Consider the following 15,783-nt stretch of genomic DNA (forward strand, 5'->3'; position numbering starts at 1 on the left):
ATCCCGCAGGATGGTTGCCTCAGCAGACCGCAGCGCGCCGGCCGAGCGCATCGTTTTCGTTGCCCAGACCTACTTCCCCGCGATCGACGGGACGGCGGTGCTAATTCAGAATCTGGCCGAACAGTTTGCGGCTAGCGGTGACGAAGTTCATGTCGTCACCACTAATGCACTCGGTCCGAAGGGATTTCGGAACTGGCATGCAGAGCGCACGAGTGCACCGCCCATTGAAGACATTCGAGGGGTACGCGTGCATCGGCTTCCGACTTATTGGTGGCTAAGCAACATCAGCCGGTTCGCGCAGGCGGCCGGGCACCGCTTAGGGCTTCCTGGCGCTGAGCGCATTGGGGATCTCTATCTGGGTCCCCTGATGCGCGGACTTCTCGAGACCCTGAAACAGATCGCTCCCACCTGCGTGTACGCCTCTTCCTTCCCATACTGGCACATGCATCAACTCGTGGGGTGGGGGCAGAGGCACCGCGTGCCTGTTGTGTTGCATGGAGCCATTCATCCTGAGGACCGATGGGCGTTCGATCGTTCGAGCATTACAAGGTCATGCGGACAGGCGGCCGGCTACGCCGCCAACACCGCCTATGAAGCCAAATATGTCCAAAGCCTGGGTGTACCCCACGATCGGATTACCATTGTCGGCGCCGGCGTCGATCTCAAGCTACCCTGCGCAGCGCGGACGGAGGCATCGGGAGCCGATGGCCAGAAGCCGCGGATCGTCTACCTCGGACATCTGACTTCTCGTAAGGGCCTCGACACAGTGATTGCCGCACTGCCGACGATCTGGGCGCACCATCCCTCGGTTGAGGTTGTCATCGCTGGCAAGACGACCGAAGAGGCCCCCGATCTGCGCCGAGCTGCATTTCAGGCGACGCAGGGGTATGATCTGCGTTGGTTGCCAGACGTCACTGAGGCACAGAAGGAGGCATTACTCGCTTCGGCCTCCGTCGTCTTGTATCCATCCCGTGCCGAGTCCTTTGGCATCGTTTTTCTCGAGGCGTGGTCGGCCGGCGCGCCAGTTATCGGGTGTCGGATCGGCGCCATCCGCGATGTTGTCGAAGACGGAGTCACGGGGCTTCTGATCTCGCCTGGTGATGCGGCGGAGTTGGCAGACTGTGTGTTGCATCTGATCAATAACCCAGGCGAAGCCAGCCGGATGGGTGCGATGGGGCAGCGTCGCGTTAGAGACGAGCACTCCTGGGCCGCCGTAGCAAGGCGGGCGCGCCAGGCGCTCGATGCCGCTCGTGCCCGGATGGTCGATCAACAACAACGTAGTGCTTCCCGATGAACGGTGGGCGCGGACCGTTGCCTGCGCAATCACGCTGAGCCAGTTGCTCTATTAAGTCTCGCCGAGTGATAGATAGTCCGGTGATGCAACAGTCTCTACCACCACACGTGAGTGTCGTCACTCCTGTTTTCAATGGGGCAAAGTATCTACATGCGTGCATCGAGAGTGTATTGGCCCAAACCTATCGAAATTGGGATTACACAATCGTGGATAATTGCAGCACGGACAGAACTCTCGAGATTGCGCTGGGGTACGCCCGGAACCACCCGCAGATCAGGGTCCAGACAAACAAGGAGTTTGTCGGGGCCATAGAAAACCACAACAGGGCATTCCGATCGATCTCGGCCGATGCGAAGTATTGCAAGTTGCTGTCGAGCGACGACTGGATGTACCCCGAATGCATTTCGAAGCTGGTCGATGTCGCCGAGCGCCATCCATCGACAGGCATTGTGAGCTCCTATGCCATCAACGCAGATGGTCTCCGCTGGGGGCATATGCCTCTGGACGAGGAGATCATCGATGGTCACGAGGCAGCCCGGCTATTCCTCCTTGGTTCGATCGATGCGTTCTTTACGCCCTCACTCGTGTTGTATCGTGCGTCTCTCGTTAGATCGGAACCCGCATTCTTCCCGGGGGCGGCTCCGAGCGCCGACCTCGAGGCGTGCCTGAATTGCTTGAGACGCAGCGACCTCGGTTTCGTTCACCAGATTCTCTCCTACGAACGAATCCACGATGGAGCGATCACTGCAAGAGTTCGCGCGATGAACAGCCAGCTCCTGGATCGTCTCAGAATTTTGCTTGAATTCGGCCCGATCTTTCTGGGACAGACCGAACTGGAACGCAGGACCGAGGAGCAGCTATCGGACTACTACAAGGTGCTCGCGGAGTCGTTCTTCAATTTACGGGATAGCGAGTTTTGGAAACTGCATAAGGCAGGGTTGGCGAAACTGGGATATTCTCTCTATGGCCAGAGATTTGCCGGCGCGGTTGCTGCCAAATTCCTTGATCTGGCTTTGAATCCAAAGGCAACTGCCGAGAAGGTTCTGAGGCGCATCAAGACCAGTTCTGTGCGACGTCCCGAGACCCGCGGATATTCCAGCCGGACAGAATCGTAGGATCGATCGCCGGCCTCCCGCGGGTGAGCGGACCCAACGTCCGCTCGCCGCCGCGTCGGAATGTAGGCGGCAGAGCAGTGTTTCGAAAGCTGCACCGAGAACCCTCTTCAAGCGCCTTCGAGGGTTTTGGCCCCGTCGGATTGGCTACCGACGTCTCTTCGCGATGCGATCGCTGCCGGTGGCTCGGCAACGCGTTCCAGCCAAACCTCTCGCCACCAGCAATAGATGGCTCTCGGGCAGAACATACGGCAGTTGCTGAAACGTGACTGACACCACGCGCCTTCCAGAATGACGGCAGGCGTCTTCATCATCGTCAGTATACCAGTCTTCTCATCGATAAAGGTGCTGACCCGGTCCAGGACCCGATAGGTGCCACCGCAATAGGGGACGAGCTCGGCATCGAAAAACATGCCCCGGTTTCTCGATCCTTCGAGTGTTGCCAGGATCTCATCATACGATTTCACCCGAACAAGTTCGCCGGGCTGGAGATTCAGGTCGGCGACCGGTGTTCGTTGACCGTAGGGAATGGTGCCGAGCTTTCGAGGGTAGGGCAGACCACCCACAAGCTTCTGGAATTGGTCATACAGCCAGCGCGCAGGCCGTCCCAGCCTTCTCCGTTTCGCCAAGGCAAGGTGGTACCAGCCAAGGTATGCGAAGCCAGCGAATATTCGCCCAAGCCCCGCGTTTCCCGACGTATAGTCTTCAACATACTGCCTGACGTCCCAGCTTGCGAGCGGCGCGGTGAAATCGGGCAATTGAGTCGCCTGACAGCGATATATCGTTGGTTCGCCTGGCCGCTGAACATGTGTTGCCCGCAACACATCCTCTTCCGAGCAGCCGCTGATCACTGCCGCATGATCGTTGCGGGCGTCCTCACTGCGAGGGATAGCGGACGTGGTGCGTTCCTTGATCGGCTTGAGCCATGCTTCCTTCCAGAAGAGTAGGCACGCCGCCTGGCAACCACCATATGCCTTGCCATCGCAACGGAGACTGAGATGAACTGCATCGGGCACCCGCCGCCCGGCGACCGGGTTGACCGTGTCACACGTCTTGTGCGCACGTTTGTAAACCTTGAAGCGCTTACCGCAATACTGGAACATCTGCGGCATGAATGGCATCTCTTCCAATCGGCCGTTCTTGTCCAGCGTTGCCAGGATCTCTTCCTTGCTCCGGACCTCCACCCAGTCGTCAGCGCTCAACGTCATAGGAACCGCTCCTTTGCTCCGATAAGCCGCCGCTGCCGTTGGATGAGCGCTGCGGGTTGCGTGTAGGATGCATTGACGACGCGTCTGTCGCGACGACCAACGTCTCGGTAGCAGAGCCTAGGCCGAGCCGAGTCGAATCGCTCCTGAACTCCCGGTATTCAGTAAATCTCGATACCATTTAATAAACTTATTTAAAAGAGTCCACTTTAAATGAATATTCCGGAAATCATTAGTTAGATAGTTAATCTCGCTCTTAGCGGGTGCGGTGCGATGCTGCTGCCGCCATAATCTTGCCAAAGCGAAGACGTTGCCAGAACGCCTCCGAAGAAGCATGCGCACACGGAGCACCCCTGGCGGCCTTTCGGGGCAGAAGACACGTTCACCGGCATGGCGAGCCGGCCTGCTGCCCGCTCTGTCCCGCGCCGATCATTGCTGGCTCCGCCGCCTTAAGCGGAAGCCCATTTTGAAGGCCTAGCCGCGACATCCGATGGCCCAAGAGGCGTCCGAAGTCACGGGTGTCACGGTCTCAACTTCGATCTGGTGGAATCCTGTAGGATTTGCCCAGATACCATGTTCACGTTGTTTATGAAGACGGTCTTTGGGTAGCGGTCGTTCGGCCCCGCTGCCGGATAGTTAAAGCCGAGGGCTTTGGTCACATCGAAATAGTTGTCGTGCGTGGAAAAAGTCTCGCTCAGATTGGCGGCATCGGTCTCCGGACCGGAGACGGACATCCAATAGCTGACGCTGCCGATCAGAGTGTTGCCGGCAAATTCGCCCGACTTTGTGTTGTCGGCAATGAAGCCCTGGGTCCTGCCGCCATTCTGGACCGCGGTGTTGTAAAGGATGCGGGTCTCTTCCACGGTCGGCCCGTAAACCTGCAGATAGTCTCCGTGGGTGCTTGGGCCGCCCATGCCGGCCTGTTCCAAAACACTGTATCGAATGATGATATTGCCACCGCTTCGACCATGGCGGCCGATCAGGTCGGAGTTGGAATTCTTCAGCCACGAATATTCGATCGTGAGGCCGGGCCCTTCCATTTCGATCAGGAATTCTGCGCGTCCGCCCCCGCTCAGGCCGTCAATGATGCAATTGGCGATGCGCAGATTGGAGGAGGACGGTGTACCGCTGATGACACTATTTTGCGGACCGCCTGGATTCAGACCATCGAATTTCGAGTTGATCAGGCTGGTGTTCGCTGCGGTAATTACAACCGACCAGCCGCTGAAATCATAACCGTCGAGCATGACGTCATCGCCCGTCACCGTGATGCTCTTCTGAGCCACGTTGAGCGATACGCCGGCCATCGGGATCGTTGCCGGATCCTTGGTGGGAGTATTCGTCGAATAGCCAACGCAATAGTCCACACCCGCTACGCTCCACTGCGGACGGAATCGGTACTTGGTCAGGAGAGATGGATACTGAATTGTACAGGTGGGCGCCCGTGAGGAGCCGTCATCGAGGGAGGATTTGTCGATTGCGGCGGGCTCCGGCGGGCGGATATCTCCGGGCGGAACGTTCTGCGCCTGGCTGGCGGCTATCGACCAAGGCAGCGCGAACGCGAGAAGGGGTTTGAAGTAGTGGGCTGTCATGTTGAAAACAGGAGCCTTGCCCGGCGCGGTTCGTTACCTGGACGCATAGAATCCCCGAGTTGCGGGCCCGACGGTGAGGTCACGATCGGGGCTAGCCATCCCTCGATCGAGCATAGGCCTCCCGGTTGCCGCTACGGACTCCTCCTTCAGCGATGCGCGGATGCCGATCCATATTCCCCAGAGTATCCAGCTGTTGTTCCAATAATGGACTGTCAATCCCACGAACATGAACATTGCGAGGCCCAAAGTGAATGCCGTACGCATATTGCTCATATAGGCATCGTGGCAGTGCGGAATGCTGGCGGTCCGTTTGGACGGAAAAAAGGACGCAGTATTCGCCAAAAGTATGAATATGACCAATGGAATGCCAAACCGGAGCGCCAAGGTCAGCCAGACGCTGTCTACTGAGGCGTTGCCAAAGAAATCATCGGGGGAGGCGTACGATCCAAATCCGTACCCCACATAGGGAGAGAGATCGATGTAGTAGCTGGCGCTGTCCCAAGTCGCGACGCGGAAATATCCCGTAGCTGGGTCGAGCGTCAGATTTGCAACGATCCAAGAGACAGGCTTGTTGGCGGCCAGAAATACGACGCCAAGGAACATAAAGAGGCCTGCCACCAGAGCTTGCCACCTCCAGCGGCGCCCTCGCAGCAGGTGATCGTAAAAATAGACGGATAGTACAATCCCGAATGCCATTAGCGGCGCCGAAGACATTGATAGGACACATCCAAAGAGGCACAGCCCGCAATACAAAATTCGACCACGAAAGCTGCGTTCCGAGTACACAAAAACAGCGCCGGCAACGGCGCAGAACGAGCCGTATAGGATCGCGTGAGGAAATGTCGAGGTCGCCCGCAGCAAGCCATAGCGATATTCATACCCCGTGCTCGGCAAGCCCATAAGGGCTGCGACGACGTTGTGCTGGGTAAGATGCTCCAGGACCGCAACAGCAACGATCCCTGCGCTAACGGGCTTGAGCACTCGGACAAAAGCCTCCAATCCCCGGCGCCCAAAAAAGTAGGCGCGAGCCACGAAGTAGCCGCCGGAAAATTCGAGTATGAGAGCGGCCGCGGAAGACCACCCCTCATCCGTTTGCAGTACGGCCGCAAACATCCAAGCTGACGCAGCGCATATGAAGAAATCCGGTGCGCATAGCCGTCGCCCTCTTTGGAACAGTTCGGTCAGGGCAGGAACCAGCAGCAAGAAAATTACAATCCGCGCCGGAATGAACTTGGCGCCCCCCACGTAAATCGTCATGTAGGAGGGCATGGCGCACCCGAGCAATATCAACCATGCCGCCCATCCGTTTGAACCTGTCGCGGTTCTCCCTTCGAGCGTAACGGCCTGGGCTGGCGGTCCGCTCTCCGCTAGGCCGGATCCGCTGAGGTCGTAGGATGGCATGTGCCTTCTCGATCCGAGAACATTAACTGGACTGGAATAAAGATATATTATTTAATGGCGACTGCCAAATAATATGTTGATAATAAATCGCACCGCATTATATTTAATTTGGTTGGGCCGCGGCGGCCGAAGGTGGGAAATGACCTGCTCGATAGAGGTTTACTGCGTTGCCAACGAGCAAGCGACACTTGCTCGAAATCTGAAGCGATCTCCAGAACTTGCGGACAACCGTATTGGGGTTTCCGTTATCTGGGGGGCTGCGGCTGCATCAGCGGCATACTCCCAGGCAATCGCTGCGGCCAGGTCGGATATTGTCGTGTTCGCTCATCAGGACGTCTATTTTCCCGAGGGCTGGTTCATGGCACTGCGAGCAGCTTGCGACAGATTGAATTCGATTGATCCGTCCTGGGCCGTCGCCGGCATTTGCGGCATGACGCCCGACGGAGAATTCGTCGGCCATCTGTGGGATTCCGGTCTAGGCACCGTATGCGGCGGACGATTTGACCGACCGCGCCTTGCTGCGAGCCTCGACGAAGTTGTTCTGATCGTGCGCCGGGCAGCGGGCACCCTGTTCGATCCAAGTCTGCCCTCCTTTCATCTGTACGGAACGGACATCGTGCTCGAGGCAAAGAGGGCCGGCATGAAGTCTTATGTGATCGACCTGCCGATTATCCACAATAGCAAGGCAACTCTTCGTCTCGACCCCTCCTACCTGGCTGCCTACCGCTTCATGATCCGGAAGTGGAGGGCGCAACTCCCTTGGCCGACGGTGATCGTTCAGTTGAGCCGGAATCCACTGCCGCTGCTGCTTCGTCGCTTCCGGCTGAGGTACCGGGCCATGTTGAGCGCGCCCACGCTAAACCCCAAGTTCGAGTGTCCTGAAGCGAAGGCGAGGGAGCTCGGATTTGCACAAGCAAGCGAGGATGCAATTTGACCGATTGCCTGAGTGGTGCCGTGCAGGACAATGCGGCCGGCAAGCAGCCGTCGATGACGATTGTGGTCTGCATCGAGTCGGGGATGCTGGAGCCACTTACGCTGCGCATGGTGGAGAGCCTTCGGCGCTTCGGCGGCCGCTTTGCAAACTTGGAAGTCATTGCCATCACGCCTCGGTCTACTCCGGCTCTCGCGCGAGAGACGCATCGCCGAATGAAGGAGCTTGGGATCAAGCATCTGCGTGTCTTTCCCGACAATCCTTATGTCTGGCACCACTATATGAATAAGGCGGAAGCGATTGCTGCCGTCGAGAACATGGTCACGACGGAGGCGATTGCCTGGATCGATAGTGATATCCTATTCTTGCGTGAGCCCAACGGTCTTGAACTGCCGCCTGGGGTAGATTTCCTCGCGAGTGCTCCGGATGCAGGGGTAATCGGGTCGAGGGGGGTAACCGATCCAAATGATCCGTTCTGGGAGCGGTCCGCTGCACTCATCGGAAGAGTTGCTGACGACCTTCCATGGCTTCAGACGGGCGATGGACACCGGATCAGGTTCTACTGGAACGCCGGCCTCTACGTGTACCGGCGCAGCACGCGGTTCGGCAGAGAATTTCTCGCCGATTTCAAGAGATTTCTTGATCGGCAAGTGGCCCGCACACACTCGCAAGTGCACTTCATGGATCAAGTCGTTCTGGGCTTGACGGTGATCCGGCTTGGGTTGGCTTGGCAAGCACTGCCGGATGCCAGCAACTTTCCGCTGTGTAGCTATCTGCCGAGGAACTATGACGGGGCAAAGATGACGGGAGTAAGTGTACTTCACTTTCACGATTCCATGGAGCCGAAGCTCTGGAACAGGCTTCTCGATACGCTCATACCTGGGCATCCGCAAATCCGTGAATGGCTCGAGCCTCAGGGGCCGGTCACCGTGCCGCCTTCGATTCCATCCTCGCTTGCGCGTGAAGGTCTGCGAATGGTTCGAGGCGCACGTAGACGCGTCTACTATGCCCGGTCGGGCTTCATCAAGGCCTGGAGTCCGGCACGATGACGTCGACCAAGTACGCAGAGTTGGAGTGTGAGAATTGTCAGCGGGCCGCGGGAATTACGTGACCTCGCAGGAGGGGCCACGTCATGGTCTAGCGTCCAGAGGGAGAGAGTTGTGGGCATCGATCTGACGGGCCTCCGTGCGCTCAGCTTCGCGAACCGAGTCTATGGATTCGATTTTCGGAACACGGTTACTCTCGGAAGACATGAGATTCATTTCTGGAAACAGGAATTTCAAGCGGTTCAGAGGAATTCGAGCCTCGCGTATGATCAGTCGATTTCAGTGGGGCTCTACTGCGAGCCCCTCCTCCGCAAGCTTGGTGCCGAGAACATCGTCTCGGTTGACGCCTCAGCTTTCGAGGGGGCGTCGCTTGTACATGATTTCAATCTTCCGATACCGAGCGATATGCACGGGAAGTTCGATACGTTCCTCGATTTCGGGTCGATCGAGCACGTCTTCGATGTTGCGCAGGTCGTCGACAACATAGTGAACTTGGTCAGGCCGGGCGGACACGTCCTCATAGCGACGAATGCAAACGGCTTTCCCGCGCACGGCCTTTACCAGTACTCGCCGGAGTTTTTCTACAGCCTTTTCAGTAAACGAAATGGTTTCGAAGATACCGGTGTCTTTCTGGTCAGGCCATCCCGCCCGAAGAGGTGGCATCTGATCAAGCCGCCAGTGGCCCTCAACCGCAGGAACCAGATCCCCTTTGAGGAGCAGACGGTGCTGGTGGTGTTTTCGAGAAAGGTCCGCAACGCTTCCGACTTGAGCGTGCAACAGTCAGACTACGATGCGACGTGGACGAGCTTCGCGACCGGAAGCTGGGCCGCCTGGGATAGACGGAATATTCCAAGGTGGAAGCGCGTGCTTCATGAGTTCATAGGTCCTTTCGCTTTTCGAAGCCTCTCGTATCACTTCAAATCGTCTCAGATCCGACGAAAATACCGCGCCGATCGTATTGTGATTGACCCGGATTCCGTAGATCCGAGCGACTTCGCGAGAATGATAGCGGACGCGTCATTGCCGAAGTCGCTCTCGAGGGGCGAGCTGAATCAGGCGGATGGGGCAACGCAACTGCATTGACCGGTCAGGCTGGCCACGCATTGCGCACTGGGCCAACGGCTGGAGTTCTGCGGGCGAGAATTTGGTCGCTTTGATAGATACGGCAACTGGAGGGTTTGGAAAATGCGGAGCCTCGAACATGCGGTCGAAAGCCCCCGTGCTCCTCCGCTGAGCGATATGAAGAGGCAACGCGCCCCTGCGCCCGAAGCAGACATGAGCCGGTACTTTCATCATGTGCGCGCCGAGATACGACCGTTGCTGCCGAAGGCCGCGAACAGCATCCTCGAGATCGGGGCCGCCTCCGGGCAGACGTTGCGCTGGATCAGAACGATCTACCCCGACGCAGTGACGACCGGCGTCGAGATAAATGACGCGGTCGCAGAGGAACTGAGCCTCAATGCGGATGTGGCGGTCTTGGGCAGCATTGATGAATGCCTACCTCGGCTCAAGAAGTACGATCTCATACTGTTGCTCGACGTCCTCGAGCATCTTGTCGATGCGAAAACCGTTCTGCAGAACGTGCGAGGATTGCTCGAGCCTGGTGGTCATGTCGTGGTATCCGTACCAAATGTCGCGCATCTCAGTGTTGCGGTTCCGCTTCTGTTCAAGCGCCGGTTTGACTATCAGGACGCAGGTATCCTGGACCGCACCCATCTGAGGTTCTTTGTCGAGGATACCGCGATCGGGCTCATGAATTCCGCGGGCCTGAAGGTCTCCAAGGGGCTGATTTCCGGAATGCAAGGCTACAAGGCAAAGACGCTTCATCGTCTTTCGTTCGGCCTGTTGAAGCACCATCTGGCGAAGCAGTACATCATGCTCGGAGAAGCGATTGATGGCGAGGAACGCCAGAAGTCGCTTGTCTGGAAGATCGCCAAATGAGAATTGCGAGAGCAATATGAATTTGAAGGCAGTAGCCCGCTATTTCTACGCCAACGTTCCTGGCGTTGCGGCGGTGAGGTTTGCTGTCAAAGACGGTGTTGCACCGTACCTTTTCAAGCCGGAGTTTCGTGGAGTTGGATTGCTCTGCATCGGAAGCGGTTTGATAGTGGACGTGGGCGCGAACCGAGGCCAGAGCACGGCGGCGTTCAAGAAACTTGCGCCAAAGTCCCGTATCATGGCCTTCGAGCCCGAACCGCGGTCAGCGAAGCGACTTTCATTTCGCCATCGCCGAGACGACGCCGTGACCATTCTCGACTGCGCGCTTGGCTGCAGGTCCGAGGTTATCGACTTTTTTCTTCCAAGATACGGTCGATGGGAGTGCGACGGAATGGCCGCGACGTCCTACGAGGGGGCGACGGAATGGTTGAGGAATCCGGGACGGATGTACCGTTTTGACGAAAGGAAGCTGTCTGTCCGGGAGCATCGGGTTACGTGCAGAGCTCTCGATTCTCTCGATCTAGCTCCGGCTCTGATCAAGCTTCATGCCCAGGGAGCCGAGCTGGATATCCTCAAGGGTGCGCAAGGAACATTGCAGCGGCAGAGACCCGCATTGATGTGTGCGTTTGCCTCGCCGGCGGTTACCGAATTCCTGGATGATCTCGGCTATCGCCCCCACGTCTACGAGCGGGGATGCTTTAGGCCGGGAACTGCACCGCTGTCCGTAACCTTCACTTGGTATCTCACAGAGGCGCACGTGAAAGCATCCAATCGAACTGGGCGCGGGATGTCGGCGTTTTGGAGAACCATGCGCCGGGGATGGTACCCGATCTAGACTGTCAGACTACAGAGGCTGCATTGAGTTTCTCGACGGGCGTTTTGATGCCGCTGCCGCTTACAGGCAAAGGAGTGGGCTACACCTGCGGCTCCCTCGCAGAGGCTATGGCCGATCGGGATTTTGGCGTGACGATCATCACTCCGCGCAGCCGATGGCCTTTGCCCCTGGTTGAAGTGATCGAGACCTTGCCCGCTTGGAAGCGGTATTTCCCTTATGGCTGGGTGAAGAGCGGCGCTGGCCGACGCATGGAGGCTGCATTCCTCTCGTACCTGGATCGCTCTCGATCGCGCAGGGTGGCTGCGTATCTCTGGCCCAGCGCTAGCATGGAATTGCTCCAGGAGTTGAGACGGCGTGACATCCCGGTATTTCGAGAGCAGTTCAATTGTCATACCAGGACCGCCAAGGCCATTCTCGACGATGCATACGGCAAGATTGGTGTAGCGCCTATGCATGGGATCACCGACGCGACAGTTGATCGCGAAACCGAAATTCTGGAGGCGATGGACTACATATTCTGCCCGAATCAACCGGTCGAAAGTTCGTTGCTCGAGAATGGCGTTTCGAAGAGCAAATGTCTGGAAACAGCATATGGCTGGGACCCGGTTCGCTTATCGGGAAAGAATCGGCTTCTTCCCTCGAATCATGAATTTACTGCGGTCTTCGTCGGGATCATCGGGGTACGAAAGGGAGCCCACTTGATCCTTGATTACTGGGCGAAAAGCGGGGTGAAGGGCCGGCTTGTATTGGCTGGAAGAATGGAGCCAGTCATCAAGGAAAAATACAGCGACTTGCTCGCGCGGGATGACGTGACGGTGCTCGACTATGTCGAGGATGTTGGATCGCTTTATCGATCGGCCGACATCTTCGTCTTCCCATCCTTGGAGGAGGGAGGGCCCCAAGTCACCTACGAGGCGTGCGGTTGCGGGCTACCGGTTATAACGACCAGCATGGGTGCGGGACGGATCGTCCGAAATGAATGTGAGGGCCTTGTGCTGGATCCGTATGACGCAGCTGGTTGGATCGCTGCCATTCGGCGGCTGGCGGAGGATACTGAACTTCGACGACGAATGTCGGCTGCTGCGCTTGAGCATGCGGAGCGTTTTACGTGGACCACGGTCGCTGGCAGGCGCCGCGAGCAAATGATAGGGCGTCTAGGCTATGGCAACTGATCGCGCCAAACTTGCGGTGCTCATCGTCTCCTATTGCAATCCGGATGACGTTGATCGCTGTTTGAAGTCGTTGGCGCATTCCGATTGGAAGGATTTCGAAGTCTTCGTCTGTGAGAACGGAGGGAAGGAGGCGTTCGAGCGGTTGTTTGCGGTGGTTGCCGGTCCAAACCGAACGCTCCAGCAACTGCACGGCGGCTCGGATATTCTGGACCACGCGAGAGGAAGACTAGCCGTCGTCGAAAAATGTCGATTTCGGAGCCGGGCAAATATCGTTCGGCTTGGACTTGCGGTGGACAATCTCGGCTATGGCGGTGGTGTCAACGCCTGGCTCGAGCAAGTCCTTGAGAGCCCGGGCTGGGATTCGGTGCTCGTTCTCAATCCTGACACCGAAGTGGACAGCCATTGCTTGTCTGAACTAGTGGCAAAGGCTGCCGCAGGATTTGGCATGGTCGGTGCGACCTTGGTGTTCGATCACGTGCCGGACAAGATTATCAATTACGGTCTTCATTGGTCGTCGACGACGGGCCGTGTCGTAGCAGTTGGCCGAAACGCTCCGGCGGGGAGGGCTCCATCGCGCGAGGAGATGTCCGAGATTGACGCCATCAGCGGTGCTTGCGTTCTGGTCACGCGCGACTTCGTTGAAGAGGTCGGTCTGATGACTGAGGACTATTTTCTCTACATGGAGGACCTGGACTGGGGGCGTCGTCGTGGCGAGCATCGGATAGGATTTGCAGAAAGAGCGATCGTACGGCACGTTGGAGGCACGGCTATCGGCTCTGCCGTCGATCCGAGGAAACGCTCCTACTTGTCTGTGTATCTGTCTGCACGCAATAGCATTGTCTACGCTCGCCGGGAGGCAGGATGGCGGTGGGGCCTCCATTTTGCTTTCGGCTTGTTGTACGCGATCAGATACGTCGCCATCGGGGCTCCAACCGCCGCGAAGATCACGGTCAGGGGACTGATAGACGGAGTGTTGGGAAAGACTGGAAAGCCGGACGCATCCCTGCAATTGCACGTGCTTGGCTAGGCGCTCGTGTGGACCGATGTCTTCTGCAACGTCGGGCAAGATGTAGACGATGTTCAGAGGATCGATCCGTAGGCGAGATCATTTCTTTTTCGCGAAGCGCCCGATCGCATATCCTTTGATGACGGCAAGGCGCCAGTTGGCGGGGGGCGCGGCGCGCGCGCAGTGTGGCTAACCGAACAATCGCACAAGATCTTTTCCGAATTTTTGTAGGCTGATGAACAACATGGACACGTCACTCAATAAAATGAATAGAAATGCATGGACAAGATACATGTGGTTCTGAAATCGGATCAACATCCGCTCACACAGCGCTTGCGGGTATGGAAAGAGTAAGATGCATGCCGGCCCTAAGGCCAGGGAGCCGCCCAAATCGCTCGGATAGTGCCATCCAAAGATGACCCGCGGCACTGCTACAATGACGGCGACCCAGAGAAAGCAAAGTATTCCGGCCAACCGATGCTCTATGAGGATCAGTGTAGCCAGTGCGAAGAATAGCGTCGAGGTGTCGCTGGGAAATGAGTCTCTGCGATCCCAAACCAAACTCCATCGTGGATCGGCCACATTCAAAGGAAGCGCGGGGTCGAGAAGCGGGCGCATGTGAGTGGTGACATGAAATTGTATCCAGACGGAGATAACGGTTGCAAGGCAAACCGCAATTAGTCCTACGAGCATCCGGCTGCACGGCTTTCGGTCGTCGCCGGCGAACCACAATGCGAGCAGGGAGACGAATATCGGAGATCCCCTGAACAAGGAATTGTTGTCGAGCTCCCGGATGTGCAGCGAGTCAGTTGCGGCCAGCGAGCTGAGCCTGAGAAGAAGGTCCCGATCCCAGATGCCGCTTGCGGTCTCGCTGAATCTTGCCGCGGAAAACTGCAATCCGAAGATCGCAGCGGCGAGCGCAATTATTAACGCGGAAAATGTGCTTTTTGACAGTCCATCCCAGACGGCGCCCGTGCCCTCTGCAGGGATGACCGAAAGCAAAGATGACCTCTCATGGTTCTTTGCGAGATTTCCGGTCCATGCGTGCAACTCCATCAATTGATAGGCAACATTAATCCGTTAGATAAATAAATTGCGAAATACTATACTTAAGATTAATTCGTTGCTCGACACTGGCCGAGCATCGCCTCAAGACAGGTCAGCTCTGGACTCAAGCGGCGGACGATCGGCCATGGGGCAAGGCCGGTTCGCCGGACCTCGTCCAACTATGACCCCTTCAATCAGCATTCTGTTTGTCCCGCGGGGACGTAGCTTGGTCGTGCCCCCAATGCCCGCTTTGCGGTGGTCGCCGATGATTCGTCGCCTGGCCGGAGTCGCCTGGCGAAGCATGTGAACTGGGCTCGATGCCGACATGCGCGGCTTCTTCGAAGCGGTCGATCACGAGTGGCTGTTGCGGATGGCGCACAGGATTGCCGATCCTCGTATCCTACGGCTCGTCGGGCCGTGGCTACGAGCTGGCGTCCTCGAGAGCGGCGAGAAGCAAGAGACGGACAGGGCACGCTGCAAGGAGTAGGCATCAGTCCGCTCCTTGCCAACATCTTCCTGTATTACATCCTCGATCTCTGGGGCCACCGATGCGTTGTCGCCATGCACGCGGTCGCGTTGTGACCGTGCGCTGTACGCACGACCTCGTCATGGGCTTCGAGAGCGAGGCAGATGCGCAGGAAATGCTTCTTGGCCCTCAACGCGCGGTTGGCCACCTTCGGCCCGACGCTCCACGAGGACAAGACGCGGTTGATCGAGTTTGGTCGGTTCGCTGTCTTCTCCCATTAGCGGCGGGGCGAGCCGCGCGCCACGTGTGATGAAGATTCAAATGGGCCTTGCTACAATATTTATCATGACGCTGATTAAATTAGGGCGCAAAATGAAAATATTAAATTGCGGATTCTACGTAGTGCCGTAAGTGTCATGCCCGCAGTGCGCAACGGCAGCCATTCCAAAGAAAGCGGTCGCAGCCGACAATAATACTCTTTGTTTTTGAATCGCAGGCGATTCACAATGCGGTCGTCCACAATTTGATTCGTATCCGAGTGAGTGTGGCAGGTGGGAGCCAAACATCACCCCGGCGTAGCCTAGTTGTGGTCCCAAAAAAGCCCGCGGCGCCCGGCCAATAGTCGGCTCGGCGATCATCACGTGGTGGTTTGTCCAATAATCAAAGTGAACGGCATGTTGCTCGGGGAAGGCCCTTCGGGGTCGAGCACATGCGGATGACATCAAATCAGGAGAACAG

13 protein-coding genes are annotated in these 15,783 nt (G+C 57.3%); 9 read left to right on the plus strand and 4 right to left on the minus strand.

The window, feature by feature from the left end; all coding sequences use genetic code 11:
• Positions 1-10 precede the first annotated feature (10 nt).
• Together XH87_RS02880 and XH87_RS02885 are read left to right on the plus strand one after the other, a co-directional pair.
• Positions 11-1,294, plus strand: coding sequence for a glycosyltransferase family 4 protein (locus tag XH87_RS02880; protein ID WP_271586091.1), 1,284 nt, complete (start codon positions 11-13; stop codon positions 1,292-1,294).
• An 83-nt stretch (positions 1,295-1,377) separates the two neighbouring features.
• A complete protein-coding gene (locus XH87_RS02885; RefSeq protein ID WP_271586577.1) occupies positions 1,378-2,409 on the plus strand; it encodes a glycosyltransferase family 2 protein in 1,032 nt (343 codons plus the stop codon).
• A 107-nt stretch (positions 2,410-2,516) separates the two neighbouring features.
• On the opposite strand, the gene XH87_RS02890 is transcribed toward XH87_RS02885, so the two are convergent.
• From XH87_RS02890 to XH87_RS02900, 3 genes are all read right to left on the minus strand, one after another.
• The gene (locus XH87_RS02890; RefSeq protein WP_271586092.1) at positions 2,517-3,614 is read right to left on the minus strand and encodes a hypothetical protein; all 1,098 of its coding nucleotides are present in this window, start codon (positions 3,612-3,614) and stop codon (positions 2,517-2,519) included.
• A 518-nt stretch (positions 3,615-4,132) separates the two neighbouring features.
• Positions 4,133-5,203, minus strand: coding sequence for a hypothetical protein (locus XH87_RS02895; protein ID WP_271586093.1), 1,071 nt, complete (start codon positions 5,201-5,203; stop codon positions 4,133-4,135).
• A 33-nt stretch (positions 5,204-5,236) separates the two neighbouring features.
• A complete protein-coding gene (locus tag XH87_RS02900) occupies positions 5,237-6,604 on the minus strand; it encodes an O-antigen ligase family protein (RefSeq protein ID WP_271586094.1) in 1,368 nt (455 codons plus the stop codon).
• Positions 6,605-6,920: 316 nt separating this feature from the next.
• On the opposite strand from XH87_RS02900, the gene XH87_RS02905 reads away from it, so the two are divergent.
• The 7 genes from XH87_RS02905 (at position 6,921) to XH87_RS02935 (ending at position 13,553) form a co-directional block, all read left to right on the plus strand.
• Positions 6,921-7,538, plus strand: coding sequence for a hypothetical protein (locus XH87_RS02905; protein ID WP_271586095.1), 618 nt, complete (start codon positions 6,921-6,923; stop codon positions 7,536-7,538).
• A complete protein-coding gene (locus XH87_RS02910; protein WP_271586096.1) occupies positions 7,535-8,584 on the plus strand; it encodes a hypothetical protein in 1,050 nt (349 codons plus the stop codon). Before XH87_RS02905 ends, XH87_RS02910 begins: the two co-directional genes overlap by 4 nt.
• Positions 8,585-8,695: 111 nt before the next feature.
• A complete protein-coding gene (locus XH87_RS02915; RefSeq protein WP_271586097.1) occupies positions 8,696-9,664 on the plus strand; it encodes a class I SAM-dependent methyltransferase in 969 nt (322 codons plus the stop codon).
• 102 nt (positions 9,665-9,766) lie between these two features.
• Entirely contained in the window at positions 9,767-10,522 is a 756-nt protein-coding gene (locus XH87_RS02920; protein ID WP_271586098.1) for a class I SAM-dependent methyltransferase, read from the plus strand.
• Positions 10,523-10,538: 16 nt separating this feature from the next.
• Complete coding sequence (locus XH87_RS02925; RefSeq protein WP_271586099.1) at positions 10,539-11,354, plus strand: FkbM family methyltransferase; 816 nt, start codon at positions 10,539-10,541, stop codon at positions 11,352-11,354.
• A 23-nt stretch (positions 11,355-11,377) separates the two neighbouring features.
• Complete coding sequence (locus tag XH87_RS02930; protein WP_271586100.1) at positions 11,378-12,526, plus strand: glycosyltransferase family 4 protein; 1,149 nt, start codon at positions 11,378-11,380, stop codon at positions 12,524-12,526.
• Positions 12,516-13,553 (plus strand): glycosyltransferase family 2 protein, encoded by a 1,038-nt coding sequence (locus tag XH87_RS02935; RefSeq protein WP_271586101.1) that lies wholly within the window; start codon positions 12,516-12,518, stop codon positions 13,551-13,553. Before XH87_RS02930 ends, XH87_RS02935 begins: the two co-directional genes overlap by 11 nt.
• A 168-nt stretch (positions 13,554-13,721) precedes the next feature.
• Here XH87_RS02935 and XH87_RS02940 read toward each other — a convergent pair whose 3' ends face one another.
• Entirely contained in the window at positions 13,722-14,534 is an 813-nt protein-coding gene (locus XH87_RS02940; protein WP_271586102.1) for a phosphatase PAP2 family protein, read from the minus strand.
• Between the last annotated feature and the right edge of the window lie 1,249 nt (positions 14,535-15,783).

This window comes from Bradyrhizobium sp. CCBAU 53415 (assembly GCF_028128735.1).
Lineage (GTDB): Bacteria > Pseudomonadota > Alphaproteobacteria > Rhizobiales > Xanthobacteraceae > Bradyrhizobium.

Excerpts from the sequence above, each read along its gene's own strand:
- XH87_RS02880 (WP_271586091.1), top strand. The coding sequence starts at position 11 with ATGGTTGCCTCAGCAGACCGCAGCGCGCCGGCCGAGCGCATCGTTTTC.
- XH87_RS02935 (WP_271586101.1), top strand. The coding sequence starts at position 12,516 with ATGGCAACTGATCGCGCCAAACTTGCGGTGCTCATCGTCTCCTATTGC.
- XH87_RS02890 (WP_271586092.1), bottom strand. The coding sequence starts at position 3,614 with ATGACGTTGAGCGCTGACGACTGGGTGGAGGTCCGGAGCAAGGAAGAG.
- XH87_RS02895 (WP_271586093.1), bottom strand. The coding sequence starts at position 5,203 with ATGACAGCCCACTACTTCAAACCCCTTCTCGCGTTCGCGCTGCCTTGG.
- XH87_RS02900 (WP_271586094.1), bottom strand. The coding sequence starts at position 6,604 with ATGCCATCCTACGACCTCAGCGGATCCGGCCTAGCGGAGAGCGGACCG.
- XH87_RS02920 (WP_271586098.1), top strand. The coding sequence starts at position 9,767 with ATGCGGAGCCTCGAACATGCGGTCGAAAGCCCCCGTGCTCCTCCGCTG.
- XH87_RS02925 (WP_271586099.1), top strand. The coding sequence starts at position 10,539 with ATGAATTTGAAGGCAGTAGCCCGCTATTTCTACGCCAACGTTCCTGGC.
- XH87_RS02885 (WP_271586577.1), top strand. The coding sequence starts at position 1,378 with ATGCAACAGTCTCTACCACCACACGTGAGTGTCGTCACTCCTGTTTTC.